Below are 24434 nucleotides of genomic sequence, written 5' to 3'. Positions count from 1 at the left end.
GCGGGCACTTCGTGACGCTGCGACTTTGGCCTGTACGGCGATCCACCACAGAGCGGAGGACTCAGAGAATGGCCGGCGCGATGCGCAAGATGGCGGTCTACCTCGGCCTCGTGGAGGACGATGGGTACGACGGCCGGGGCTTCGACCCCGACGACGACTTCGAACCCGAGCTGGAGCCGGAGCCCGAGCGCGAGCGGCGCCACACCCCCCCGCGACAGATCGAGCGCGAGGAACCGGTGCGTGTGGTGCAGCAGCCCCCGGCACCCCGGGAACCGATCGCTCATTCTGTCCCGGTACTCGCCGAAAGCGGACGTCCGGCCCGAATTGCCCCCGTGGCATCCATCACACCCGAACGCCCGAGCATGGAGAAGAACGCACCGGTGATCATGCCCAAGGTCGTGTCCGAGCGGGAGCCCTACCGCATCACCACACTGCACCCCCGGACCTACAACGAGGCCCGTACCATCGGGGAACACTTCCGTGAGGGCACTCCCGTGATCATGAACCTCACGGAGATGGACGACACGGACGCGAAGCGACTTGTCGACTTTGCCGCCGGACTCGTCTTCGGGCTCCATGGCAGCATTGAGCGCGTGACGCAGAAGGTGTTCCTGTTGTCGCCTGCTAACGTCGATGTCACGGCGGAGGACAAGGCCCGGATCGCAGAGGGCGGATTCTTCAACCAGAGCTGAGAACGGAACCGGACGGACCGGCCGCAACGCGGCCGGAAAAGTGAGAGCACGTAAGCCAGGGGAGAGGGAAACGCGGGATGGGCGTCGCACTACAGGTGGTCTACATCGTGCTGATGTGCTTCCTCGTCCTCCTGATCGTCCGGCTGGTCATGGACTACGTCTTCCAGTTCGCGCGTTCATGGCAACCCGGTAAGGCGATGGTGGTCGTTCTGGAGGCCACCTACACTGTCACCGATCCACCGCTCAAGCTTCTGCGGCGACTCATCCCGCCGCTGCGTCTCGGGGGCGTGGCACTCGACCTGTCCTTCTTCGTTCTGATGATCATCGTCTACATCCTGATCTCCCTCGTGAGCAGGTTCGCCGGGTGAAGGTGAAAGTGGACGATACGGTCTTGCCGACTGCCGACGACTACGTAGAGGTGAAGAAGAGATGCCGTTGACCCCCGAGGACGTGCGGAACAAGCAGTTCACGACCGTCCGCCTTCGAGAAGGCTATGACGAGGACGAGGTCGATGCCTTCCTCGACGAGGTCGAGGCCGAGCTGACCCGCCTGCTCCGGGAGAACGAGGACCTGCGCGCCAAGCTGGCCGCCGCGACGCGTGCCGCCGCGCAGAACCAGCAGCAGCAGGGCATGCGCAAGCCCCCGGAGCCGCAGGATCGTCCCGTCGGTCCCGGCGCGCCGGTGCCCGCGGCCATATCCGGACCGCCGGTCCAGCAGCAGCCGCCGCAGATGGGCCCGCCGCAGCTGCCTTCCGGTGCCCCGCAGCTTCCCGCCGGCCCCATGCAGGGCGGCCCCATGCAGGGCGGGCCCATGGGCCCCGGCCCGATGCAGGGTGGCCCCATGCAGGGCGGACCGATGGGTCCCGGCCCGATGCAGGGCGGCCCCATGGGTCACCCGCAGCAGCAGCAGATGCAGCAGCAGCCTCCGCAGGCCCCGGGCGGCGACAGCGCCGCGCGTGTCCTCTCGCTGGCCCAGCAGACCGCCGACCAGGCGATCGCCGAGGCCCGCTCCGAGGCCAACAAGATCGTCGGCGAGGCGCGCTCCCGCGCCGAGGGCCTGGAGCGGGACGCCCGCGCCAAGGCGGACGCTCTTGAGCGGGACGCCCAGGAGAAGCACCGCGTCGCGATGGGCTCCCTGGAGTCCGCCCGCGCCACGCTGGAGCGCAAGGTCGAGGACCTGCGAGGCTTCGAGCGCGAGTACCGTACGCGCCTGAAGTCGTACCTGGAGTCGCAGCTGCGTCAGCTGGAGACCCAGGCGGACGACTCGCTGGCCCCGCCGCGGACCCCGGCCACGGCCTCCCTGCCGCCGGCGCCCTCGATGGCCTCGGCCGGCGCGAGCGCCCCGTCCTACGGTGGCAACGGCGGCATGGGCGGCGCGCCGTCCATGGGTGGCGCGCCCTCCTACGGCGGTCAGCAGCAGATGTCCCCGGCCATGACCCAGCCGATGGCTCCGGTCCGGCCGCAGGCTCCCCAGCCGATGCAGCAGGCGCCGGCGCCGATGCGGGGCTTCCTGATCGACGAGGACGACAACTGACGCGGCGGGCACGCGTGCTGAACGCGTAGCCGTCGGCAGGCTACGAAGGGCCGGGCCCTGGGTACTCCCCAGGACCCGGCCCTTCGGCGTACCCGGGGAGGGGGCGGGGTGGGGCGCCTGCGGCGGGCCCCGGCGGCGGGCCTTCACCCCACCCCGCCCCTTCCCGAAACCGGGGGCAAGCCCCCGGACCCCGTACGGCCTGGCAGCCGTGCCCTCAAACGCCGGGCGGGCTGAATGGCGTGGGGCCTGGGGCGGCGCCCCGGTTTCGGTAAGGGGCGGGGTGGGGGGACAAAGCCGAAGGCCCGGCCTCCCCTCAGGGGAGAGGCCGGGCCTTCGGCGTGTGGGTTACGCCTTGCGGAGGCGGAACGTGAGGGCCAGGCCCTCGTCCTCGAAGGGGAGGCCGTACGTGTCGTCGGCTTCGCCCTCCGCGTGGTCCGTCGCGAGGACCTCGTCCGCGATGAGCCCGGCGTGGGCCGCCAGCGCCTCCGTCGTCTCCGGGGAGGTGGACGTCCAGCGCAGGGCGATCCGGTCCGCCACGTCCAGGCCGCTGTTCTTGCGGGCCTCCTGGATCAGGCGGATCGCGTCGCGGGCGAGGCCGGCGCGGCGCAGTTCCGGGGTGATCTCCAGGTCCAGGGCGACCGTCGCACCCGCGTCCGAGGCCACCGACCAGCCCTCACGCGGGGTCTCCGTGATGATGACCTCCTCGGGGGTGACGGTGATCTCCTCACCGTTCACCGAGAGCGTCGCCTCGCCCGAGCGGAGCGCCAGCGACAGTGCCGCCGCGTCCGCCGCCGCGACCGCCTTGGCGACGTCCTGGACGCCCTTGCCGAAGCGCTTGCCCAGGGCCCGGAAGTTGGCCTTCGCCGTCGTGTCGACGAGCGAGCCGCCGACCTCGGAGAGGGAGGCCAGGGAGGAGACGTTCAGCTCCTCCGTGATCTGGGCCTGGAGGTCCGCGGAGAGGTTCGCGAAGCCCGTCGCCGCCACCAGCGCGCGCGAGAGCGGCTGGCGGGTCTTGACGCCCGACTCCGCGCGCGTCGCCCGGCCCAGCTCCACCAGGCGGCGGACCAGGAGCATCTGCTCGGAGAGGGTCTTGTCGATCAGGTCGGCGTCCGCCTCCGGCCAGGTGGCGAGGTGGACCGACTCCGGGGCCTCCGGGCTCACCGGCACGACCAGGTCCTGCCAGACCCGCTCCGTGATGAACGGGGTCAGCGGGGCCATCAGGCGCGTGACCGTCTCGATCACGTCGTGGAGGGTCCGCAGGGCCGCCTTGTCGCCCTGCCAGAAGCGGCGGCGCGAGCGGCGGACGTACCAGTTGGAGAGGTCGTCGACGAAGGCCGAGATCAGCTTGCCGGTGCGCTGGGTGTCGTACGTCTCCATCGCCTCGGTGGTCTCGGCCACCAGCGTGTTCAGCTCGGAGAGCAGCCAGCGGTCGAGGACCGAGCGGTCGGCCGGGGCCGGGTCCGCGGCGCTCGGCGCCCAGCCGGACGTACGGGCGTACAGCGCCTGGAAGGCCACCGTGTTCCAGTACGTCAGGAGGGTCTTGCGGACGACCTCCTGGATCGTGCCGTGGCCCACCCGGCGCGCCGCCCACGGCGAGCCGCCGGCCGCCATGAACCAGCGGACCGCGTCGGCGCCGTGCTGGTCCATCAGCGGGATCGGCTGGAGGATGTTGCCCAGGTGCTTGGACATCTTCCGGCCGTCCTCGGCGAGGATGTGGCCCAGGCAGACCACGTTCTCGTACGAGGACTTGTCGAAGACGAGGGTGCCCACCGCCATCAGCGTGTAGAACCAGCCACGGGTCTGGTCGATGGCCTCGGAGATGAACTGCGCCGGGTAGCGGGACTCGAAGAGTTCCTTGTTCTGGTACGGGTAGCCGTACTGCGCGAACGGCATCGAGCCCGAGTCGTACCAGGCGTCGATGACCTCCGGCACGCGCGTCGCGGTCTTCCCGCAGCCCTCGGACCGGCACGGGAAGGTGACCGCGTCGATGTACGGGCGGTGCGGGTCGAGCTCCGACTGGTCGGTGCCCGTCAGCTCGGTGAGCTCGGCGCGGGAGCCGACGCAGGTGAGGTGGTCGTCCTCGCAGCGCCAGATCGGCAGCGGGGTGCCCCAGTAGCGGTTCCGGGAGAGCGCCCAGTCGACGTTGTTGGTGAGCCAGTCGCCGAAGCGGCCGTGCTTCACCGAGTCCGGGAACCAGTTCGTCCGCTCGTTCTCCGCCAGCATGCGGTCCTTGACCGCCGTCGTGCGGATGTACCAGGACGGCTGCGCGTAGTACAGCAGGGCCGTGTGGCAGCGCCAGCAGTGCGGGTAGCTGTGCTCGTACGGGATGTGGCGGAAGAGCAGGCCGCGCGCGCCCAGGTCGGCGGTGAGGGCCTCGTCGGCCTTCTTGAAGAAGACGCCGCCGACCAGCGGCACGTCCTCCTCGAAGGTGCCGTCGGGGCGGACCGGGTTCACGACCGGCAGGCCGTACGCCTTGCAGACCTTGAGGTCGTCCTCACCGAAGGCGGGGGACTGGTGGACCAGACCCGTACCGTCCTCGGTCGTGACGTACTCGGCGTTCACGACGTAGTGCGCCGGGGCGTCGAAGGGGACCAGCTCGAACGGGCGCTGGTAGGTCCAGCGCTCCATCTCGGCGCCCGTGAAGGACTCGCCGGTGGTCACCCAGCCCTCGCCGAGCGCCTTCTCGAGGAGAGGCTGCGCGACGACGACCCGCTCGTCGCCGTCGGTCGCGACCACGTAGGTGACCTCGGGGTGGGCGGCGACCGCCGTGTTGGACACCAGGGTCCAGGGGGTCGTCGTCCAGACGAGGAGCGCCGCCTTGCCGGCCAGCGGGCCGGAGGTCAGCGGGAAGCGGACGTAGACCGACGGGTCGACGACCGTCTCGTAGCCCTGCGCCAGCTCGTGGTCGGAGAGACCCGTGCCGCAGCGCGGGCACCAGGGGGCGACCCGGTGGTCCTGGACCAGCAGGTCCTTGTCGAAGATCTGCTTCAGCGACCACCAGACCGACTCGATGTACGAGGGGTCCATGGTCCGGTAGGCGTCGTCGAGGTCGACCCAGTAGCCCATGCGGGTCGTCAGCTCGGCGAAGGCGTCGGTGTGGCGGGTCACCGACTCGCGGCACTTGTCGTTGAACTCGGCGATGCCGTACGCCTCGATGTCCTTCTTGCCGGAGAAGCCCAGCTCCTTCTCGACGGCGAGCTCGACCGGCAGGCCGTGGCAGTCCCAGCCGGCCTTGCGGGCCACGTGGTAGCCGCGCATGGTCCGGAAGCGGGGGAAGACGTCCTTGAAGACGCGGGCCTCGATGTGGTGCGCGCCGGGCATGCCGTTCGCGGTGGGCGGGCCCTCGTAGAACACCCACTCGGGGCGTCCCTCGGACTGCTCGAGGGTCTTCGCGAAGACCTTGCTGTCGCGCCAGAAGTCGAGCACGTCGTGCTCCAGCGCGGGCAGGTCGACCTGGGCGGGCACCTGGCGGTACTGCGGCGGTGTCATCGGGTTCCTCCGGCGGACTGTCGTCGTTCCGTCCGGAGGGACGAGAGCGCTGCTCCCGCGGTACCACCCTCCTTGGCTCCGGGCAGGCACGCTCCCTGAGCCCCCTCATTGGGGTCGCGACGCCGGGTCTAGTCACCGCGCTCTCGCACGGCTTTCTTCCGACGGCTCCGGGGTGATGCTTCACATCGGGCTCGCCCCCGGGCTCTCACCGTCCCCGGGTCGCTCATGGCTGCGTACGACGCTACTCGTCCCCATCCAAGCCTTTCGCTGTGCCCAGTGTACGGGCCGCGACGGGGGGTGGCCGACCGTATTTCCCGAGCCCCGGACGGCCACCCGGACCGCCACCCGAATGGCCATACGAAGCGGGGCGGAGTTCCGTTACGGCCATGTGGGGGAGGGGCGGGGCGGATTACCGGGCGGGGAGCTGGGCACAACGGAGGCAGGCCCGCCCTGCGGGGAGCGGGGGCGGGTGGGAACGGCGGCGTGCCCCGTTGCCGCGGGCCTTGGGCCGATTTATCGTCCCAGCACGATTCGCGAGCAAGATCACAAAATGTGAAGGGGCCGCGACATGGTGGCGAAGAAGACCGCCGCGAAGAAGTCCTCGACCGCCGTCTCCACCGGTGCGGCGGCCGTGGACGGCAAGGACGTGGCCGGAAAGAAGTCGACCGCCGCCAAGAAGGCGGTCGGCAGGAAGGCCGCGGCGAAGAAGGCTACGGCGGCCCCTGACCCCGAGGCGGCGGCCGTGGCCGCGGAGGCCGCCGAGGACACCCCCGCCGCGCACGCCCCGGCCAGGAAGGCCTCGGCGAGGAAGACGGCCGCCAGGAAGGCGACCGCCGCGAAGAAGCAGACAGGAGCCAGGACGGTGGCAGCGAAGAAGACCGCGGGTGGCGTGACGACCGCAGAGGACGAGGCCGCGGTGCCCACGGCCCGTACCGGTGAGCTCGCGGTGCGCCCCGGCGAGGACCCGTGGACGCCGGAGGAGGTCGAGGAGGCCCGCAGCTCGCTCCAGGCGGAGGTCCTGCGGCTGCGCAGCGAGCTCGTCCACTCGCGGGAGGAGCTCACCGGCCTCATGCGGGACTCGGGCGACGGCGCCGGCGACGACCAGGCCGACACCGGCACCAAGAACATCACGCGCGAGCACGAGCTCGCGCTCGCCGCCAACGCCCGGGAGATGCTGGAGCAGACCGAACACGCCCTGGAGCGGCTCGACGCGGGCACGTACGGCCTCTGCGAGGTGTGCGGGAAGCCGATCGGCAAGGCGCGGATGCAGGCCTTCCCCCGGGCCACCCTCTGCGTGGAGGACAAGCAGCGGCAGGAGCGGCGCGGCTGACGGTCTCGTACGCCTGTGCCGTACCCTCGGGGCACGGTCAGGCATCGAGGTCGAGGGACTCACTCACGTGGCAGAGGCGGAGCGCATCATCGGTACGCCGGATTCAGCAGGGGCCGACGAGCCGGCGGCCCCCGAAGGCACGGCCGACGGCACGGCCGCTCCCGAGGAGCAGCCCAAGGGCAGGCGCAGGATCGTCGCGCTGCTCGTGGTGGCCGTGCTGGCCTATCTGCTCGACCTGGGCAGCAAGATGCTGGTGGTCGCCAAGCTGGAGGGCCGCGAGGCGATCCCGCTGATCGGCGACCTGCTGCGCCTCGACGCCATCCGGAACCCGGGCGCCGCCTTCGGCATGGGCGAAGCCTTCACGATCGTCTTCACCTGCATCGCCGCCGTCGTGATCATCGTGATCGTCCGGCTGGCGCGGAAGCTCTACAGCCTGCCCTGGGCCATCGCCCTCGGTCTGCTGCTCGGCGGCGCGCTCGGCAACCTCACGGACCGGATCTTCCGCTCGCCGGGCGTCTTCGAGGGCGCGGTGGTGGACTTCATCGCCCCCGCGAACTTCGCCGTCTTCAACCTCGCCGACTCGGCGATCGTCTGCGGCGGCATCCTCATCGTGTTCCTGTCCTTCCGGGGCGTGGACCCGGACGGGACCGTCCACAAGGACTGAGAGGACCCGGTGGGAGCGGGCGGGGAGCCCGGCCAGTACGGAGTACCTCCCGCGCAAGGCATACTCGACGGGTGAGTACGAGTCCCGAGATCCGCACGCTGCCCGTTCCCGATGGCCTGGAGGGCGAGCGCGTCGACGCCGCCATCGCCCGGATGTTCGGGTTCTCCCGCACGAAGGCGGCCGAGCTGGCTGCCGCAGGGAAGGTCCAGGTCGACGGCTCCGTCGTCGGCAAGTCCGAGCGGGTCAGCGGCGGCGCGTGGCTCGAGGTCGAGATGCCGGGGGCGCCCGCGCCCGTGCAGATCGTCGCCGAGCCCGTCGAGGGCATGGAGATCGTCCACGACGACGACGACATCGTCGTGATCATGAAGCCGGTCGGCGTCGCCGCGCACCCCAGCCCCGGCTGGACCGGCACCACGGTCATCGGCGGCCTCGCCGCCGCCGGGTACCGCATCTCCACCTCCGGCGCCGCCGAGCGCCAGGGCATCGTGCACCGTCTCGACGTCGGCACCTCCGGCCTGATGGTGGTCGCCAAGTCCGAGTACGCGTACACCTCGCTCAAGCGCCAGTTCAAGGAGCGCACGGTCGACAAGCGCTACAACGCGCTGGTCCAGGGCCACCCCGACCCGATGAGCGGCACCATCGACGCGCCGATCGGCCGGCACCCGAACCACGACTACAAGTGGGCGGTCACCGCCGAGGGCAAGCCCTCCGTCACCCACTACGACCTCATCGAGGCGTACCGGTCGGCCTCGCTGCTCGACATCAAGCTGGAGACGGGCCGCACCCACCAGATCCGGGTGCACATGTCCGCCCACCGCCACCCCTGCGTCGGCGACCTCACCTACGGCGCCGACCCGACCCTCGCCAAGCGCCTCGGCCTGACGCGGCAGTGGCTGCACGCCGTCCGTCTCGGCTTCGAGCACCCGGGCGACGGCTCGTGGGTCGAGTTCGCCAGCACCTACCCGGAGGACCTCCAGAAGGCCCTGGACCGGATCGCCTCGGAGAGCCGGTGACCACCGCGTACAGCGTCCGCGAGGCGCTCGTCCCCGAGGACCGCGAGGCCTGCTTCGCGGTGCGCCGCGAGGTCTTCGTGGTGGAGCAGGGTGTTCCGCAGGAGCTGGAGTACGACACGTACGACACGACCGCCGTGCACGTGCTCGCGGTGCGCGAGGACGGGCTGCCGTTGGGCACCGGACGGCTCCTCTTCGGGTCGGACGCGGTCGGCAAGACCGGCGCCGACACCTCGGTGGGCTCGCTCGGCCGGCTCGCGGTCTCCGAGTCCGCGCGCGGCCTCGGCGTCGGCGCGGCCCTCGTGCGGGGCATCGAGGACGCGGCGCGCGAGCGCGGTCTGACCGCCGTCGACCTGCACGCGCAGACCCACGCGCTGGGCTTCTACGAGCGGCTCGGCTACGAGGCGTACGGCCCCGAGTTCCCGGACGCGGACATGCCGCACCGGGCGATGCGGCGCTCGCTGTAGGACCCCGCGTCACCGAGGGCGTCTCCTCCGGCGTTCCCCCTGCCCCCTGTCACACCCGCCGCGTGCGGGCGTACACAGGGGGCAGTCGCATGGAAAACGGACATACGTGACAGGGTGTGTCCGTGGATCAATTGGCCCTGTTGTTCTTGCTGCTGCTCGGCGCTCTGCTCACCGTGCCCCTCGGTGACCGGCTCGGACTGCCCGCGCCCGTCCTGATGACCCTCATCGGGATCGCGCTGGCCTTCCTGCCGTTCGTGCCGAGCGTCGAGATCCCGCCGGAGTTCATCCTCCCCCTGGTGTTGCCGCCCCTGCTGTACGCCTCCGTGCAGCGCACCTCCTGGCGTCAGTTCGCGGCGAACAGACGGCCCATCTTCCTGCTCGCGGTCGCCCTCGTCTTCGTGACCACCGCCGCCGTCGGCGCGGTCGCGCACACGCTCGTGCCCGGCATCTCGCTGGCCGCCGCGATCGCGCTCGGCGCACTCGTCGCGCCGCCGGACCCGGTCGCGGCGACCGCCGTCGCCGGCTCGCTCGGGCTGCCGCGGCGGCTCGTGTCGATCCTGGAGGGTGAAGGCCTCTTCAACGACGTCACCGCGATCGTGCTCTACCACGTGGCGATCGCCGCCGTCGTCAGCGGCTCCTTCTCCTGGCCCGAGGCGATCGGCGAGTTCGTGCTGTCCGCGGTGGTCGCCACGATCCTCGGCCTGGTGCTCGGCTGGCTGACCAACAAGCTCATCGGACTCCTGGGGGACGCCACGCTCCAGACCGGGCTCACCCTCCTCGTCCCCTTCGTGAGCTACGTCCTCGCCGAGGAGCTGCACGGCTCCGGCGTCCTCGCGGTCCTGATCACCGCGCTCTTCCTCGCCGAGCACGCGGCCGACGCCGACGACGTCATGGGCCGGCTCGCCGGACAGACCTTCTGGCAGATCGTGGACACCCTCGTCACCGGCATCGCCTTCGGGCTCATCGGTCTGGAGCTCGTCCACGTCTTCGGGGTGGCCGAGGGGCGTGGCCTGGAGATGCTCGGCTGGGGCGCCGCCGTGGTCGCGGTGGTCGTCGGGGTCCGGCTGCTGTGGCTGCTGCCCGCCACCTGGCTGGCGAAGCGGCTCCACACGCGCCGGGACGTCGACGAGGAGATCCCGATGAGCTGGCGTGAGACCGTCGTCATGTGGTGGGCGGGGATGCGCGGGGTGGCCTCGGTGGCGCTCGCGCTGGCCATCCCGCTCCGTACCGACGACGGCGAGCCCTTCCCCGGCCGGGACGAGATCGTCTTCATCGCCTTCTGCGTGATCATCGCCACCCTCGTCTTCCAGGGGCTCACCCTGCCGTGGCTGGTCCGGAAGCTCGGGGTCCGGGCCGACGCCGACGCGGAGCGGGCCCTGGAGCGAGATCTCGCCATCCGGGCCGCGAAGGCCGCCAAGCGCAGGCTCAAGGAGATCGAGGAGGTCGAGGAGCTGCCCGAGGAGGTCCAGGAGCGGCTGCTGCGCGGGGCGTACGACATCGGGGCGCGGATCAGTCCGGACATGGTCGACGAGGAGCGGAGGGCCGCGTTCGTCGAGCGGACGAAGCGGTTCAAGGCCGTGCAGCGGATCCAGCGGGAGCTGATGTCGGCCGCCCGGCACGAGGTCCTCTCGGCGCGCAGCGAGCCGGGCGCCGACCCGGAGGTGGTGGACCGGGTGCTGCGTCAGCTGGACGTGCGCAGCATGCGGTGAGGCCGGTGAGCCGGGTGATCGGTGCGGTCCCGGCCGGGTGGCAGGATGGGACGCATGGACATCATGCTCTTCCACTCGGCCTACGGGCTGACTCCTTCCGTCGAGGCCGCCGCCGAGCGGCTCCGGGCCGCCGGGCACCAGGTCTGGACGCCCGACCTGTACGACGGCAAGACGGTCGGGACCGTCGAGGAGGGCGTGGCGCTCCGGGACGAGATCGGCAAGGACGAGCTGCTGAAGCGTGCGGTCCTGGCCGCCGCCCCCTACTCCGAGCGGGGCCTGGTCTACATGGGCCTCTCGCTGGGCGCCTCGATCGCCCAGACCCTGGCGCTCGGCGACGAGAAGGCGCGCGGGCTGCTGCTGTTCCACGGCACCTCGGACCTCGCGGAGTCCGCCTCGGTGGACGAGCTGCCCGTACAGCTGCACGTGGCGGAGCCCGACCCCTTCGAGACGGACGACTGGCTGTCGTCCTGGTACCTCCAGATGCGCAAGGCCGGGGCGGACGTGGAGGTCTACCGCTACCGGGGCGCGGGGCACGTGTACACGGACCCGGAGCTGCCCGACTGGGACGCGGAGGCGGCCGAGCGGACCTGGTCGGTGGCGCTGTCCTTCCTGGACAGCCTGTAGGAAGCACGCCCGAGGGCGCGGCGGGAGTCTCCTCCCGTCGCGCCCTCGGTGTTGTCCGGTGTGCCAGGTCCGTGCGGGGTGTGGGTCAGCCCGCGCGGTACGAGGTCCAGAACTGGTTCATCCGGGTCACCTGGCCGGAAGTGAACTGGTACATGCACGCGTCGTACGTGTAGTCCATGAAGTTGTGGATCGGGTCCACGCCGGCCTTGGAGGCGCAGGAGTCACGGCCGGTCGGGCACTCGTACGCGGGGCTCTTCTCGGCCGGGGTGTCGGCGACGGAGTCACCGGCGCCGTTGCAGCCGCCCTGGAAGGTGTGGTAGAGGCCCATCCAGTGGCCGACCTCGTGGGTCGCGGTGTCACCCTCGTTGTAGTTGGCCGCGGAACCGCCCGGGAGGGAGGAGTCGAGGACCACGACACCGTCCATGGACGGGTTCGAGGCGTACGAGGACGGGAAGGTCGCCCAGCCGAGGAGGCCGCCGCTCAGGTTGGCGGTGTAGAAGTTCAGCGCGCCGGCGCCGCCCTTGCGGAGGGTCTGCTTCATCGCCTTCTCGGCGGTGGAGCCGGAAGCCAGGTTGTACCAGGAGGCGTTGTCCGTGTAGTCGGTCTCGGCCAGCGTGAACTGGAAGTTGGAGTTCACATTGCCGGTGCCCTGGCCGGCGTACGCCGCGTTCAGGACCGCCATCTGGTTGTTGATCTGGGTGGCGGACAGCTTGCCCGTCGTGCCGCTGTGGATGACGTGGAAGTAGACGGGGATGTTGACCACGGCGGCGGCGTCCGCGGCGGCGCTGAGACGCCCCTGGACCGAGGCCGAGGCCAGCTTCTTCTTCAGGTCGTCGTCCATGGCCTTGGCCTTGGCGGCCGAGAGCTCGTTGGGCTCGGCGGCGTGGCTGTCGGCACCGCGGGCCTTGCGGGCGCTGGAGACGCCGGCGTGGTCGGCGTGGTCGTCGACGCAGTCCTCGGCGGAGGCGGCGGCCAGCGTGTCGGTCGACGCGCCGGTGGCGACGGGGGCGGAAAGCGGAGCCAGGGCCAGGGTTCCGGCCATGACGGCGGTGCCAAGAATACGACGTGACATACGGGGCGATATACGGGCAAGAGCACGCACGGTGACTCCTCGTGGGGGAGGGTGGGAGAGGAACTTCCTCGCCACGGCCGGAGATTACGCGGCCATGTCAGACGTAGTTGAGGAGTGATCAAGCCCAATCATTCATGGGGCAATTCGGTCCATCGGGAAGAAATTCTTGCGCCGATTCCGGAGTTTGAGACCTCGACGTAACGGAAGAGGTGCCGGAGGCGGGTGGTGTGTCCGGATTCGATCTCCGAAACTCGCCACCCGCCGTAGCGATGTGATCTCCCGTTAACAGAAGAGATCATGGCTGAAAATCGCCGTTAGGGCCTCGTCAGCGAACCGGCTGGTACACCCGCTCGACACGCTGGGTTCCGCTCTTGGTCCGGTACGAGCGCGCCCAGGCGCTCGTCGCCGCCGGATCCGCCTTGTCGGAGACCGTGTAGTAGTCCATCTGCGAGCGCTCGGAGGTCACGTCGAGCACGCCGTAGCCGTGGTGGTCCATGTCCACCCACTTCACATGGCGGTTGGCGGCCTTCACGGCGCCCGCGGCCACGACCGAGAGCGTCCCCGGGGCCACGTTGAGCATGTCGTCCAGGTTGTCCGAGGTCACCGAGGTGACGACGAACTCGGTGGCGGCCGAGGCCGACAGCGGGTACGTCGCCGCCTTCACCGGCACGTCGTTGGCCCAGGCCATGTGGATGTCGCCGGTGAGGAAGACCGTGTTGCGGATCGCCCGCGAGGTCAGGTGTCCGATCAGTTCCTTGCGGTCGTCGGTGAAGCCGTCCCACTGGTCGACGTTGACCGCGAGCCCCTCCGTCGGCAGGCCCATCAGCTCGGCGAGCGGCTCCAGGAGGTGGGCGGGCAGGGCGCCGAAGGCGATCGGCGAGATCATCACCGACGTTCCGACCAGCTGCCAGGTCGCGTCCGAGCCCGCGAGACCGGCCTTGAGCCAGTCCAGTTGGGCGCGTCCGGTGATCGACCGCTCCGGGTCGTCGACCGTGCCGCTGCCGGTCTTCGCCGGGGCGGAGCGGAAGGTCCGCAGGTCCAGCAGGTGCAGATCGGCCAGCCGGCCGAAGCGCAGCCGCCGGAAGACCGTGCCCTCGGTGGAGGCGCGGACCGGCATCCACTCGAAGTACGCCTGCTTGGCGGCGGCCACCCGGGCCGCCCACTCGCCCTCGGCGCTGGGGGCGTGGTTCTCGGCCCCGCCCGTCCAGGCGTCGTTGGCGAACTCGTGGTCGTCCCAGATGGCGACCACGGGGTGGGCGGCGTGCAGGGCCTGGAGGTCGGCGTCCGTCTTGTAGTGCCCGTGCCGGGTGCGGTAGTCGGCGAGCGAGACGATCTCGTGCCGCGGCTCGTGCTGCCGGACGGTGTCCTTCGCCTCCGGGTAGACGCCGCTGGCGTACTCGTAGACGTAGTCGCCGAGATGGAGGACGGCGTCCAGGTCGGCGCGGCCGGCGAGGTGGCGGTACGCGGAGAAGTGGCCGGACTCCCAGTTCGCGCAGGAGACCACGCCGAAGCGGACCCCGGGGGTGGCGGCGTCGGCGGGCGGCGCGGTCCGGGTGCGGGCGGCCGGCGAGACGGCGTCGCCCGCCGTGAAGCGGAACCAGTAGGCGGTCGCCGGGCGCAGGCCCCGCACGTCGGCCTTCACGGTGTGGTCCGAGGAGGCGCTCGCCGTGGTCGAACCCGAGGCGACGGTGCGGGCGAAGCCGCGGTCCTCGGCGAGCTCCCAGCCGACCGTGACGTCCGGGCCGAGCCCGGATCCGGGCACGGCCTCCGCGGAGGGGGTGACGCGCGTCCAGAGGAGGACGCCGTCGGGCAGCGGGTCGCCGGAGGCGACGCCGTGGAGGAAGGCGGGTGCCCCGGAGTCCGCGAGAGCGGGGGAGGCGGCGCCCAGCAGGGCGGGCGCGGCGACGGCGGTGACGGCGGCGGCCTTGACGACCGTGCGACGACTGGGGGCAGGGGATATGAACTGACTGGTCACGGGCAGTCAGATTACTGACGGGTAGGCCTGTTGGTCAGGCGAATTCCGGAAGTTCGTCGACTTGTCGCCCACAGGACGTGTCCCGCCCCGTGCGTCGCCGGCGTCTCGACCGCACCGAGCCCGGACGCCGCCGGCCCCGGACCTCAGGAGGTCCGGGGCCGGGCGACGGGCGGGAGGGGTCTCGCGGATCAGCCCTTGAGGGCCGCGTCGATCGCCGTCGTGAACTGGTCGGCCGTCATCGGCGGGCTGTCGGAGCCCTGCGCCGTGACGGTCTTGCCGCCCATCTTCAGCGTCGGCGTGCCCTGCACACCGCTCGCGTCGAAGGCCTTGGACATCTTCATCGCCCAGGCGTCGAACGTGCCGTCCTCGACGTTCTTCTTGAACTCGGCGTTGCTCTTGAGGGCCGGGACCGAGTCCGCGATCTCCAGGAGGTAGGAGTCCTTGGCGAACTTGTCCTGGTTCTCCTCCGGGTGGAACTTCGTCGAATAGAGCGCCGACTTGAACTTCAGGAAGGCCTCGGGGCTCACGTCCAGGGCCGCGCCGAGGGCCGACAGGGCGTTCTTCGAGCCCTCGCCGGGGACGCCGTTGTCGATGAAGGTGGCGCCGACGTACTTGATCTTGTACTTGCCGGACTCGACGTCCTTCTCGATCGTCGCGCCCACGCCCTGCTCGAAGGTCGCGCAGACGGGGCAGCGCGAGTCCTCGTACAGCTCCAGGGTCTTCGTCGCGGACGACTTGCCGATGACGACCGTCGTGCCGTTCGTGCCCGAGGTGTTCTTCGGGGCCTTCACGGTCGTGGCCTCGGCCGCCGTCTCCCACTGGGTGGGCTTGTTGGACTGCACGACCGCGTAGCCGATGCCGCCGGCGGCGGCCAGCACGGCCACGGCCGAGACGGCGACGACGAGCTGCCGGCGCGCCTTGTCCTTCTTCGCCTGCCGCTCGCGCTCGACGCGCAGCCGCTCGCGGGCGGCGGCCTTGTTGGACTGGCTGTTGCGTGCGCTCATGATCGTGATCTCCGTGAAAGGTGGGAAAGAGAGGGGAACCGCTGTGCCGGGGTCGCTCAGACGAGAGCGAAGCCCGGGAACGGCGGCCCCCGCCGCCCCACGGAGTGCACGAGAAGACGGACACGGGACGACCGGGGCCGTCCCGCGGGCCGGGCGGCGAGGCCCGGAGCCGTACCGCCGCCGCGGAAGAAGGCCGCCACGAGCAGCAGCGGCCGGAACGCGAAGGCGGCCACCGCGCCGAGCAGCCGGGCCAGCGCCCGCTCCCCGCCGCGCAGCCACGAAGCCGCCGCGAGCCCGACACCGACGTGCGCAAGGAGCAGCAGCCACGGCAGCGCCGGGTCGGGGGAGTCGAGCAGGGCGGCCGCGGTCCCGCTCGCGGGGGCGGCCACGCCCGGCAGCGGCGCGCCCACCGCGCCGCCGCAGAAGACCTCCACGCCGACCGCGCGCAGCGAACCGGCGACCGGACCGCCCGCGGCGCCGTAACAGACCACCTGTCCGCTGGTGAAGAGAGTGTCGGCCGCCAGCTCGAGCGGGACGAGGAGCCCGGCGATCGGGCCGAAGCCTCGCTCGCGGCCGGCCAGCGCGTAGGCGACGGCGAAGACGCCGGCCGCGACCGGGACGACCGTCCCCAGCGGTAGCGGCACGCCGGAGAGCAGCACGTGGGACGCCACGGACAGCGTCACGACCAGTGCCGTGAAGAACGCCGCCCGCAGCGCCCTCAGCTGCGTCACTGCCATGTCCATCGTCGTGGAGTGTGCCATGTCGTGCCGTAAGGGGTCGCTAAAGGCAGGCTGTGAACCGTCCCGCCCCGCCCCCGTGGCGCCTGTCGCCCGGTCCTACAGCCCCGGGATCCGGCCGTTGCGGAAGAGGTCCACGAAGATCTGGTGGTCGGCCCGCGCCCGGGCCCCGTAGGCATGCGCGAAGTCCACCAGGAGGTCGGCGAAGCCCTCCTCGTCCGCGGCGATCGCCGCGTCGATGGCCCGCTCCGTCGAGAACGGCACCAGCGAGTGCCCGCTCGACTCGTCCGCCGCCGCGTGCATGGTCGCCGTCGCCCGGCCCAGGTCCGCGACGGTCGCCGCGATCTCGTCGAGGTCGTCGATGTCCGACCAGTCCAGGTCCACCGCGTACGGCGAGACCTCGGCGACCAGCTGCCCGGCCCCGTCCAGCTCCGCCCAGCCCAGCCACGGGTCGGCGTGCGCCTGGAGCGCCCGCTGCGAGATCACGGTGCGATGGCCCTCGTGCCGGAAGTACTCCCGTACCGCCGGGTCCGTGACATGGCGGGAGACCGCCGGGGTCTGCGCCTGCTTCAGATAGATCACGACGTCGTTCTCCAGGGCGTCGCTGTGCCCCTCCAGCAGGATGTTGTACGAGGGCAGGCCGGCCGAGCCGATGCCGATCCCGCGCCGCCCGACGACGTCCTTCACCCGGTACGAGTCGGGGCGGACCAGGCTGGCCTCCGGCAGGGTCTCCAGATAGCCGTCGAAGGCGGCCAGGACCTTGTAGCGGGTGGCCGCGTCCAGGTCGATCGCCCCGCCGCCGGCCGCGAAGCGGCGCTCGAAGTCGCGGATCTCGGTCATCGAGTCGAGCAACCCGAAGCGGGTCTGCGCCCGGGCGGCCCGCAGGGCCCCGAGCAGCGCCCCGTCGGCGGTCTCCAGGGTGAAGGGCGGCACCTCGTCCTCGCCGGCGCCGGTCGCGAGGGCGTGGATCCGCTCGCGGTAGGCGGCGGCACAGATGCGGACCCCCGTGGTGATCTGCTCGTCGCTGAGCGCCTTCGCGTATCCGATCAGGGCGAGCGAGGCGGCGAGCCGCTTCAGGTCCCAGGTGAAGGGGCCCACGTACGCCTCGTCGAAGTCGTTGACGTTGAAGATCAGCCGGCCGTTGGCGTCCATGTACGTGCCGAAGTTCTCGGCGTGCAGATCGCCGTGGATCCAGACCCGGCCGGTGCGCTCGTCGAGGTAGGGCCCGCCCTGCGCCTCCTTCTCCAGGTCCGAGTAGAAGAGGCAGGCCGTCCCCCGGTAGAAGGCGAAGGCCGAGCCGGCCATCTTCCGGAACTTGACGCGGAAGGCGGCGGGGTCGGCGGCGAGGAGCTCACCGAAGGCGGTGTCGAAGACGGCGAGGATGTGCTCACCGCGCTCCGCGACGGTGGGCTGGGTGACCGACATCGAGGTGCCTCCTGGTACCGGACGTACTGCGAGAATGTTCACGACAATTTGGGGGTCCCCCCAGCTCGCGAGGGGGAGCGTGTTCCGTGTCTCTCAACGCGCGACCCTAATCGCGAGTGCCCGACGTCTGTCAGTCCGGAGACGTAGACTTCCACGCTGTCCCCCCAGACTGTCCGCAGCCTGTCTCCCACCCGTCGCCCGACCGCCACCCCCGTACGAGGCGCTCCGCGCCGCAGACTTTTTCGGAGGCCCCCCGCCGTGACCAAGCCGCCCTTCACGCACCTCCACGTACACACCCAGTACTCGCTGCTGGACGGTGCCGCGCGGCTCAAGGACATGTTCAACGCGTGCAACGAGATGGGCATGACCCATATCGCCATGTCCGACCACGGCAACCTGCACGGGGCGTACGACTTCTTCCACTCGGCGAAGAAGGCCGGGGTCACCCCGATCATCGGCATCGAGGCGTACGTCGCCCCCGAGTCCCGGCGCAACAAGCGCAAGATCCAGTGGGGCCAGCCGCACCAGAAGCGGGACGACGTCTCCGGTTCCGGCGGTTACACCCACAAGACGATCTGGGCGGCGAACTCCACCGGACTGCACAACCTCTTCAAGCTGTCCTCCGACGCGTACGCCGAGGGCTGGCTGCAGAAGTGGCCCCGGATGGACAAGGAGACCATCTCGAAGTGGTCCGAGGGGCTCATCGCCTCCACGGGCTGCCCCTCCGGAGAGCTCCAGACCCGGCTCCGCCTCGGCCAGTTCGACGAGGCCCTGAAGGCCGCCTCCGAGTACCAGGACATCTTCGGCAAGGAGCGGTACTTCCTGGAGCTGATGGACCACGGCATCGAGATCGAGCGCCGCGTCCGCGACGGACTCCTGGAGATCGGCAAGAAGCTCGGCATCCCGCCGCTCGTCACGAACGACTCGCACTACACGTACGCGCACGAGTCGACCGCGCACGACGCCCTGCTCTGCATCCAGACCGGCAAGAACCTCTCCGATCCGGACCGCTTCCGCTTCGACGGCACCGGCTACTACCTCAAGTCCACGGACGAGATGTACGCCATCGACTCCTCGGACGCCTGGCAGGAGGGCTGCCGCAACACCCTCCTGGTCGCGGAGCAGATCAACACCGACGGCATGTTCGTCGAGAAGAACCTCATGCCGAAGTTCGACATCCCGGAGGGGTACACCGACACGACCTGGTTCCGCGAGGAGACCATGCGGGGCATGCACCGCCGCTTCCCCGGGGGCATCCCCGAGGACCGCATGAAGCAGGTCGAGTACGAGATGGACACCATCATCTCGATGGGCTTCCCCGGCTACTTCCTCGTCGTCGCCGACTTCATCATGTGGGCGAAGAAGCAGGGCATCGCCGTGGGCCCCGGCCGAGGCTCCGCGGCCGGCTCGATCGTCGCGTACGCCATGGGCATCACCGACCTCGACCCGATCCCGCACGGACTGATCTTCGAGCGCTTCCTCAACCCCGAGCGCGTCTCCATGCCCGATGTCGACATCGACTTCGACGAGCGTCGGCGCGTCGAGGTGATCCGGTACGTGACGGAGAAGTACGGCTCCGACAAGGTCGCCATGATCGGCACCTACGGCAAGATCAAGGCGAAGAACGCGATCAAGGACTCCGCGCGCGTCCTCGGCTACCCCTACGCCATGGGCGACCGGCTCACCAAGGCCATGCCCGCCGACGTCCTCGGCAAGGGCATCGACCTCAACGGCATCACCGACCCCTCGCACCCGCGCTACGGCGAGGCCGGCGAGATCCGCGCGATGTACGAGAACGAGCCGGACGTCAAGAAGGTCATCGACACCGCCCGGGGCGTCGAGGGCCTGGTCCGGCAGATGGGCGTGCACGCGGCCGGCGTGATCATGTCCAGCGAGCCCATCGTCGACCACGCCCCGATCTGGGTGCGGCACACGGACGGCGTCACCATCACGCAGTGGGACTACCCCCAGTGCGAGTCGCTCGGCCTGATCAAGATGGACTTCCTGGGCCTCAGGAACCTCACGATCATGGACGACGCCGTCAAGATGGTGAAGGCCAACAAGGGCGTCGAGCTCGACCTCCTGGCCCTCCCGCTGGACGACCCCAAGACGTACGAACTGCTCTGCCGCGGTGACACCCTCGGCGTCTTCCAGTTCGACGGCGGACCCATGCGGTCGCTGCTGCGGCTGATGAAGCCCGACAACTTCGAAGACATCTCCGCCGTGTCCGCCCTGTACAGGCCGGGCCCGATGGGCATGAACTCGCACACGAACTACGCCCTGCGCAAGAACAAGCAGCAGGAGATCACCCCGATCCACCCCGAGCTGGAGAAGCCGCTCGAAGAGGTGCTCGCGGTCACCTACGGCCTGATCGTGTACCAGGAGCAGGTGCAGAAGGCCGCCCAGATCATCGCCGGCTACTCGCTCGGCGAGGCCGACATCCTGCGCCGCGTGATGGGCAAGAAGAAGCCCGAGGAGCTGGCGAAGAACTTCGTCATCTTCCAGGAGGGCGCGAAGAAGAACGGCTACAGCGACGAGGCGATCCAGGCACTCTGGGACGTGCTGGTCCCCTTCGCCGGCTACGCCTTCAACAAGGCGCACTCCGCCGCGTACGGCCTGGTCTCCTACTGGACCGCCTACCTCAAGGCGAACTACCCCGCCGAGTACATGGCCGGTCTGCTCACCTCGGTCAAGGACGACAAGGACAAGTCCGCCGTCTACCTCAACGAGTGCCGCCGCATGGGCATCAAGGTGCTCCCGCCGAACGTGAACGAGTCCGAGTCGAACTTCGCCGCCCAGGGCGACGACGTCATCCTCTTCGGCCTCTCCGCCGTGCGGAACGTCGGCACGAACGTCGTCGAGTCGATCATCAAGTCGCGCAAGGCGAAGGGGAAGTACAGCACCTTCCCGGACTTCCTCGACAAGGTCGAGGCCGTCGTCTGCAACAAGCGGACCATCGAGTCGCTGATCAAGGCCGGCGCCTTCGACGAGATGGGCCACACCCGCAAGGGCATGGTCGCCCACCACGAGCCGATGATCGACAACGTGGTCGCGGTCAAGCGCAAGGAGGCCGAGGGACAGTTCGACCTCTTCGGCGGCATGGGCGAGGAGACGAGCGACGAGCCCGGCTTCGGGCTCGACGTCGAGTTCTCCGACGTCGAGTGGGAGAAGTCCTACCTGCTCGCCCAGGAGCGCGAGATGCTCGGCCTCTACGTCTCCGACCACCCGCTCTTCGGCATCGAGCACGTCCTGTCGGACAAGACGGACGCGGCGATCTCGCAGCTCACCGGCGGCGAGCACAGCGACGGCGCGGTCGTCACCATCGGCGGCATCATCTCGGGCCTCCAGCGCAAGATGACCAAGCAGGGCAACGCCTGGGCGATCGCCACCGTCGAGGACCTGGCCGGCTCCATCGAGTGCATGTTCTTCCCGGCCACCTACCAGCTGGTCTCCACCCAGCTCGTCGAGGACACGGTCGTCTTCGTCAAGGGCCGGCTCGACAAGCGCGAGGACGTGCCCCGGCTCGTCGCCATGGAGCTGATGGTCCCCGACCTGTCGAACGCCGGGACCAACGCGCCGGTGATCCTCACCATCCCGACGGTGAAGGTGACCCCGCCGATGGTCAGCCGGCTCGGCGAGATCCTCAAGCACCACAAGGGCAACACCGAGGTGCGGATCAAGCTCCAGGGCCCCCGGACCACGACCGTGCTCCGGCTCGACCGGCACCGGGTGACGGCCGACCCGGCGCTCTTCGGCGACCTGAAGGTGCTGCTCGGCCCGTCCTGCCTGGCCGGCTGACCTTCGTCGGCCGACTTTCCTCCGGGCTGACCTTGGTCGGCCGACCTTCCGCCGGGCCGACCCTCGTCGGCCGGCCCGGCGGCCTTCCTTCGCCCGCACGCGCAAGGGGCGCGCCCGTCGTCACGGGCGCGCCCCTTTGCCGTCGATCGCGTCAGTTGTGGCCGAAGCGCTTCTGACGGCCCTTCCGTGCCATGTCACCAGGGGTCACCTGGGCGGCGCGCTGCTCCGCCTGCGACTCCATCGCGGACTGCTGCGCCTGCTGGGTGCCACGCTCTGCTGCCGACGCCTTCTGCTGCATACGGTCCTGCTTGCGGTTCTTGGCCATGGGGATGATGCCTCCTCAAAGGGACCTAGGGGCCAGGGCCGCTGTCAGATTCACACACGCGAGAAGGGGCCGCATTTTGGATCATTACGGAACGTAAGGGCCGGGTGGACGTGATATCCGCCACGCCGATGATCCAGTTCCGACCGTCAAGCCCGCGGCCGTCGGGCAGACTCGAAGTGAACGAAGACACGGAGCACCTTCCGACCCCCGAGTCCGACCCCGAGGTTCCCGAAAGAGGGTGGAACACGTGGACCGCTGCGTCGTCCTGGTGGACGCCGGCTACCTGCTGGGCGCCGCTGCCAGTCTCCTCGCCGGGGAACCGGCCCGCTCCAGAATCGCCGTCGACCACGCCGCGCTCATCCAGCAGCTGCGTGAGCGCGCCGAGGCCGAGACCGCGCTGCCCCTCCTGCGGATCTACTGGTTCGACGGCGCACCCGACCGGGTGCCCCAGCCCGAGCACCGCAGGCTGCGCGTGATGCCCCGGGTCACCGTCCGGCTCGGCGCCCTGACCAGGAGCGACGGACGCTGGGCGCAGAAGGGCGTCGACGCGGCCATGCACACCGAGCTGACCGAGCTCGCCCGCAACAGGGCCTGCTCCGACATCGTGCTCGTCACCGGCGACGGCGATCTGCTGCCCGGCCTCATGTCCGCCAAGGAGCACGGCGTCGCCGTCCACCTGTGGGCCGTCCAGGCCGCCGACGGCGACTACAACCAGTCCGAGGACCTGGTCGCCGAGGCCGACGAGCGGCGGGTCCTCGACCGGACCTGGATCACCCGGGCCGTCCGCGCCAGGGACCTCACCGGCATCTGCGCGCCCCCGCCCGCCCCGCGCCCCGAGATCGCCGCGATCCTCTCGGCGCCGCTGCCCGAGGCAGCCCTCGCGGCCTCCGCCGAACGGGCCGCCGAGGCCGCTTCGGCCGCGCGGAACGGGAGTGGACCGGGCCCGGCCGAGGCGCCCGCCTCCTCCAACGGCCATGCCCACAGTGTCCCCGCCCCGGGCGCGGGCAAGGGCGTCCCCACCCCCAAGGATCTCGCGGGACTGCGCGGACCGGGCGGGCCGGGCGGGCCGGGCGGGCCGCTCGCCCCGGTGCCGCAGGGGGCGAGCGCGCTCCGCTGGTCCTCCGACCGGGGCTGGATCGACCGCCCCGCCACCTCCGCCCTCGGGGAGCCGGCCGAGACCGCGTCCCTGCCCACCCTCGCCCTGCTCACCAGCGCCGAGCAGCGCTGGGCGGACCGCGAGGAGGACATCACGACCGTCGGCGGAGACCCCTTCGAAGTCGGGCAGGTGTTCGCCCGCCGCTGGATGGAGCGGCTCCCCGAGCAGAGCCACGTCCAGAAACTCTCCACCCTCTACCCCCGCATCCCGCACCGCATCGACGGCGAACTCCTCCGCTACGCGGCACGGTTCGGTCTGCTCGCCCACAAGGACGACCAGATCGACGAGCACGACCGGTACGCCATCCGGGCCGGGTTCTGGCGCGAGATCGACGTCCGGGCCGCCGCCGAACAAGCCCCCGCGCCCGGAGCGGGCCCGGCGACCACGTAGGCTCTTGCCCCGTGAATACGGTGTGCGTGGTGCGGGATCTGGTCAAGACGTACCCCGCCACGCGCGGCAGGCGCGGCGCGCCCGCGACACCCGAGGTGCGCGCCACCGACGGGATCAGCCTCGACGTGCGCGGCGGTGAGATCTTCGGCCTGCTCGGACCCAACGGGGCCGGCAAGTCCACCCTCGTCCGCCAGCTCACCGGGCTCATGCGCCCCGACTCCGGCTCCGTCGAGCTCCTCGGCCACGACCTCGTACGCCACCCGGAGCGCGCGGCCCGGCTCCTCGCCTACCTCGGCCAGGAGTCCACCGCCCTCGACGAGCTGACCGTCGCCCTCGCCGCCGAGACCACCGGACGCCTGCGCGGGCTCGGAGCCCAGGAGGCGCGAGCCGAGCGGGACGCCGTCCTGGAGGAGCTCGGCCTCACCGCGCTCGCCGGCCGCCCCCTCAAGAAGCTCTCCGGAGGCCAGCGGCGGCTCGCCTGCCTCGCCACCGCGCTCGTCGGCCACCGGCAGGTCCTCGTCCTCGACGAGCCCACCACCGGCATGGACCCCGTCGCCCGCCGGGCCGTCTGGGCCGCCGTCGACCGGCGGCGCGCCGAGCACGGCACCACCGTCCTGCTCGTCACCCACAACGTCATCGAGGCCGAGACCGTCCTCGACCGCGTCGCCGTCCTCGACCGCGGCCGGGTCATCGCCTGCGACACCCCCGCCGGACTCAAGGAGCGCGTCGCCGGAGAGGTCCGCGTCGAGCTGGTCTGGCGCGAGGCGCCGCCGCTCCAGCTGCCCGAGGTCGCCGCCCTGCGGGAACTCGCCCAGGAGACCGGACGGCGCTGGAGCCTCCGGCTCGCCCCCGACGCCGCCCGTGCGGCCGTCGCCACCGTCACCGGCGGGGCCGCCTTCGCCGCGCTCGACGACTTCACCCTGGCCACGCCCAGCCTGGAGGACGTCTACCTCGCGCTGGGCGGCGCGTCCGAGGGACTGGTGAAGGCATGAGCCCCGCACTTCCGTACGTGACCCCCCACGTTCCGCACGTGA

The 24434-nt window shown here is 70.8% G+C and carries 19 protein-coding genes; 12 read left to right on the top strand and 7 right to left on the bottom strand.

Going from position 1 to position 24434, the window contains the following annotated elements; all coding sequences use genetic code 11:
- Positions 1 to 68 precede the first annotated feature (68 nt).
- From IE124_RS07420 to IE124_RS07410, 3 genes are all read left to right on the top strand, one after another.
- Positions 69 to 692: a cell division protein SepF gene (locus IE124_RS07420; protein WP_189506019.1), complete on the top strand. Its 624-nt coding sequence runs from the start codon at positions 69 to 71 to the stop codon at positions 690 to 692.
- 77 nt (positions 693 to 769) lie between these two features.
- Entirely contained in the window at positions 770 to 1060 is a 291-nt protein-coding gene (locus tag IE124_RS07415) for a YggT family protein (RefSeq protein WP_055644055.1), read from the top strand.
- Positions 1061 to 1121: 61 nt separating this feature from the next.
- Complete coding sequence (locus IE124_RS07410) at positions 1122 to 2225, top strand: DivIVA domain-containing protein (RefSeq protein WP_189506017.1); 1104 nt, start codon at positions 1122 to 1124, stop codon at positions 2223 to 2225.
- Positions 2226 to 2570: 345 nt separating this feature from the next.
- Here IE124_RS07410 and ileS read toward each other — a convergent pair whose 3' ends face one another.
- Positions 2571 to 5714 (bottom strand): isoleucine--tRNA ligase, encoded by a 3144-nt coding sequence (ileS, locus tag IE124_RS07405; protein WP_189506015.1) that lies wholly within the window; start codon positions 5712 to 5714, stop codon positions 2571 to 2573.
- A gap of 568 nt (positions 5715 to 6282) precedes the next feature.
- Between ileS and IE124_RS07400 the strand changes: the two genes are divergently transcribed.
- The 6 genes from IE124_RS07400 to IE124_RS07375 all read left to right on the top strand — a co-directional run bounded on the left by IE124_RS07400 (position 6283) and on the right by IE124_RS07375 (position 11518).
- A complete protein-coding gene (locus IE124_RS07400; RefSeq protein WP_189506013.1) occupies positions 6283 to 7044 on the top strand; it encodes a TraR/DksA family transcriptional regulator in 762 nt (253 codons plus the stop codon).
- A gap of 67 nt (positions 7045 to 7111) precedes the next feature.
- Positions 7112 to 7708 carry a signal peptidase II gene (lspA, locus tag IE124_RS07395; protein ID WP_189506011.1) on the top strand — a complete coding sequence of 199 codons (597 nt, stop codon included), beginning with the start codon at positions 7112 to 7114 and terminating at the stop codon, positions 7706 to 7708.
- 71 nt (positions 7709 to 7779) lie between these two features.
- Positions 7780 to 8721, top strand: a complete 942-nt coding sequence (locus tag IE124_RS07390) for an RluA family pseudouridine synthase (RefSeq protein ID WP_189506009.1) — start codon at positions 7780 to 7782, stop codon at positions 8719 to 8721.
- Positions 8718 to 9185, top strand: coding sequence for a GNAT family N-acetyltransferase (locus IE124_RS07385; protein ID WP_189506007.1), 468 nt, complete (start codon positions 8718 to 8720; stop codon positions 9183 to 9185). Before IE124_RS07390 ends, IE124_RS07385 begins: the two co-directional genes overlap by 4 nt.
- Positions 9186 to 9307: 122 nt before the next feature.
- Positions 9308 to 10894 (top strand): Na+/H+ antiporter, encoded by a 1587-nt coding sequence (locus IE124_RS07380; protein ID WP_189506005.1) that lies wholly within the window; start codon positions 9308 to 9310, stop codon positions 10892 to 10894.
- A 54-nt stretch (positions 10895 to 10948) separates the two neighbouring features.
- On the top strand, positions 10949 to 11518 hold the full coding sequence (locus IE124_RS07375; protein WP_189506003.1) for a dienelactone hydrolase family protein: 570 nt from the start codon (positions 10949 to 10951) through the stop codon (positions 11516 to 11518).
- 85 nt (positions 11519 to 11603) lie between these two features.
- Here the strand turns inward: IE124_RS07375 and IE124_RS07370 are convergent, their stop codons facing one another.
- The 5 genes from IE124_RS07370 to IE124_RS07350 form a co-directional block, all read right to left on the bottom strand.
- Positions 11604 to 12560 (bottom strand): zinc metalloprotease, encoded by a 957-nt coding sequence (locus IE124_RS07370; RefSeq protein ID WP_189506001.1) that lies wholly within the window; start codon positions 12558 to 12560, stop codon positions 11604 to 11606.
- Between the two features lie 355 nt (positions 12561 to 12915).
- Entirely contained in the window at positions 12916 to 14565 is a 1650-nt protein-coding gene (locus tag IE124_RS07365; protein WP_189505999.1) for an alkaline phosphatase D family protein, read from the bottom strand.
- A gap of 188 nt (positions 14566 to 14753) precedes the next feature.
- A complete protein-coding gene (locus tag IE124_RS07360; RefSeq protein WP_189505997.1) occupies positions 14754 to 15569 on the bottom strand; it encodes a DsbA family protein in 816 nt (271 codons plus the stop codon).
- A 56-nt stretch (positions 15570 to 15625) separates the two neighbouring features.
- Positions 15626 to 16312, bottom strand: a complete 687-nt coding sequence (locus IE124_RS07355) for a hypothetical protein (RefSeq protein WP_189505995.1) — start codon at positions 16310 to 16312, stop codon at positions 15626 to 15628.
- Positions 16313 to 16405: 93 nt separating this feature from the next.
- Entirely contained in the window at positions 16406 to 17731 is a 1326-nt protein-coding gene (locus IE124_RS07350) for a DUF2252 domain-containing protein (protein WP_189505993.1), read from the bottom strand.
- Between the two features lie 258 nt (positions 17732 to 17989).
- Between IE124_RS07350 and dnaE the strand changes: the two genes are divergently transcribed.
- Positions 17990 to 21529 carry a DNA polymerase III subunit alpha gene (dnaE, locus tag IE124_RS07345; RefSeq protein ID WP_189505991.1) on the top strand — a complete coding sequence of 1180 codons (3540 nt, stop codon included), beginning with the start codon at positions 17990 to 17992 and terminating at the stop codon, positions 21527 to 21529.
- Positions 21530 to 21680: 151 nt separating this feature from the next.
- On the opposite strand, the gene IE124_RS07340 is transcribed toward dnaE, so the two are convergent.
- Positions 21681 to 21854 carry a hypothetical protein gene (locus tag IE124_RS07340; RefSeq protein WP_189505989.1) on the bottom strand — a complete coding sequence of 58 codons (174 nt, stop codon included), beginning with the start codon at positions 21852 to 21854 and terminating at the stop codon, positions 21681 to 21683.
- Between the two features lie 238 nt (positions 21855 to 22092).
- Here IE124_RS07340 and IE124_RS07335 point away from each other — a divergent pair, with 238 nt between their 5' ends.
- Positions 22093 to 23400, top strand: a complete 1308-nt coding sequence (locus tag IE124_RS07335; RefSeq protein WP_189505986.1) for an NYN domain-containing protein — start codon at positions 22093 to 22095, stop codon at positions 23398 to 23400.
- A gap of 20 nt (positions 23401 to 23420) precedes the next feature.
- Positions 23421 to 24392, top strand: a complete 972-nt coding sequence (locus IE124_RS07330; RefSeq protein WP_189506424.1) for an ABC transporter ATP-binding protein — start codon at positions 23421 to 23423, stop codon at positions 24390 to 24392.
- Positions 24393 to 24434: the final 42 nt, after the last annotated feature.

The sequence above is a fragment of the Streptomyces narbonensis genome, assembly GCF_014649015.1.
Classification (GTDB): domain Bacteria; phylum Actinomycetota; class Actinomycetes; order Streptomycetales; family Streptomycetaceae; genus Streptomyces; species Streptomyces narbonensis.
The sequence above is the reverse complement of the archived record's forward strand: the minus strand, read 5'-3'. Positions and strand labels throughout refer to the sequence as shown.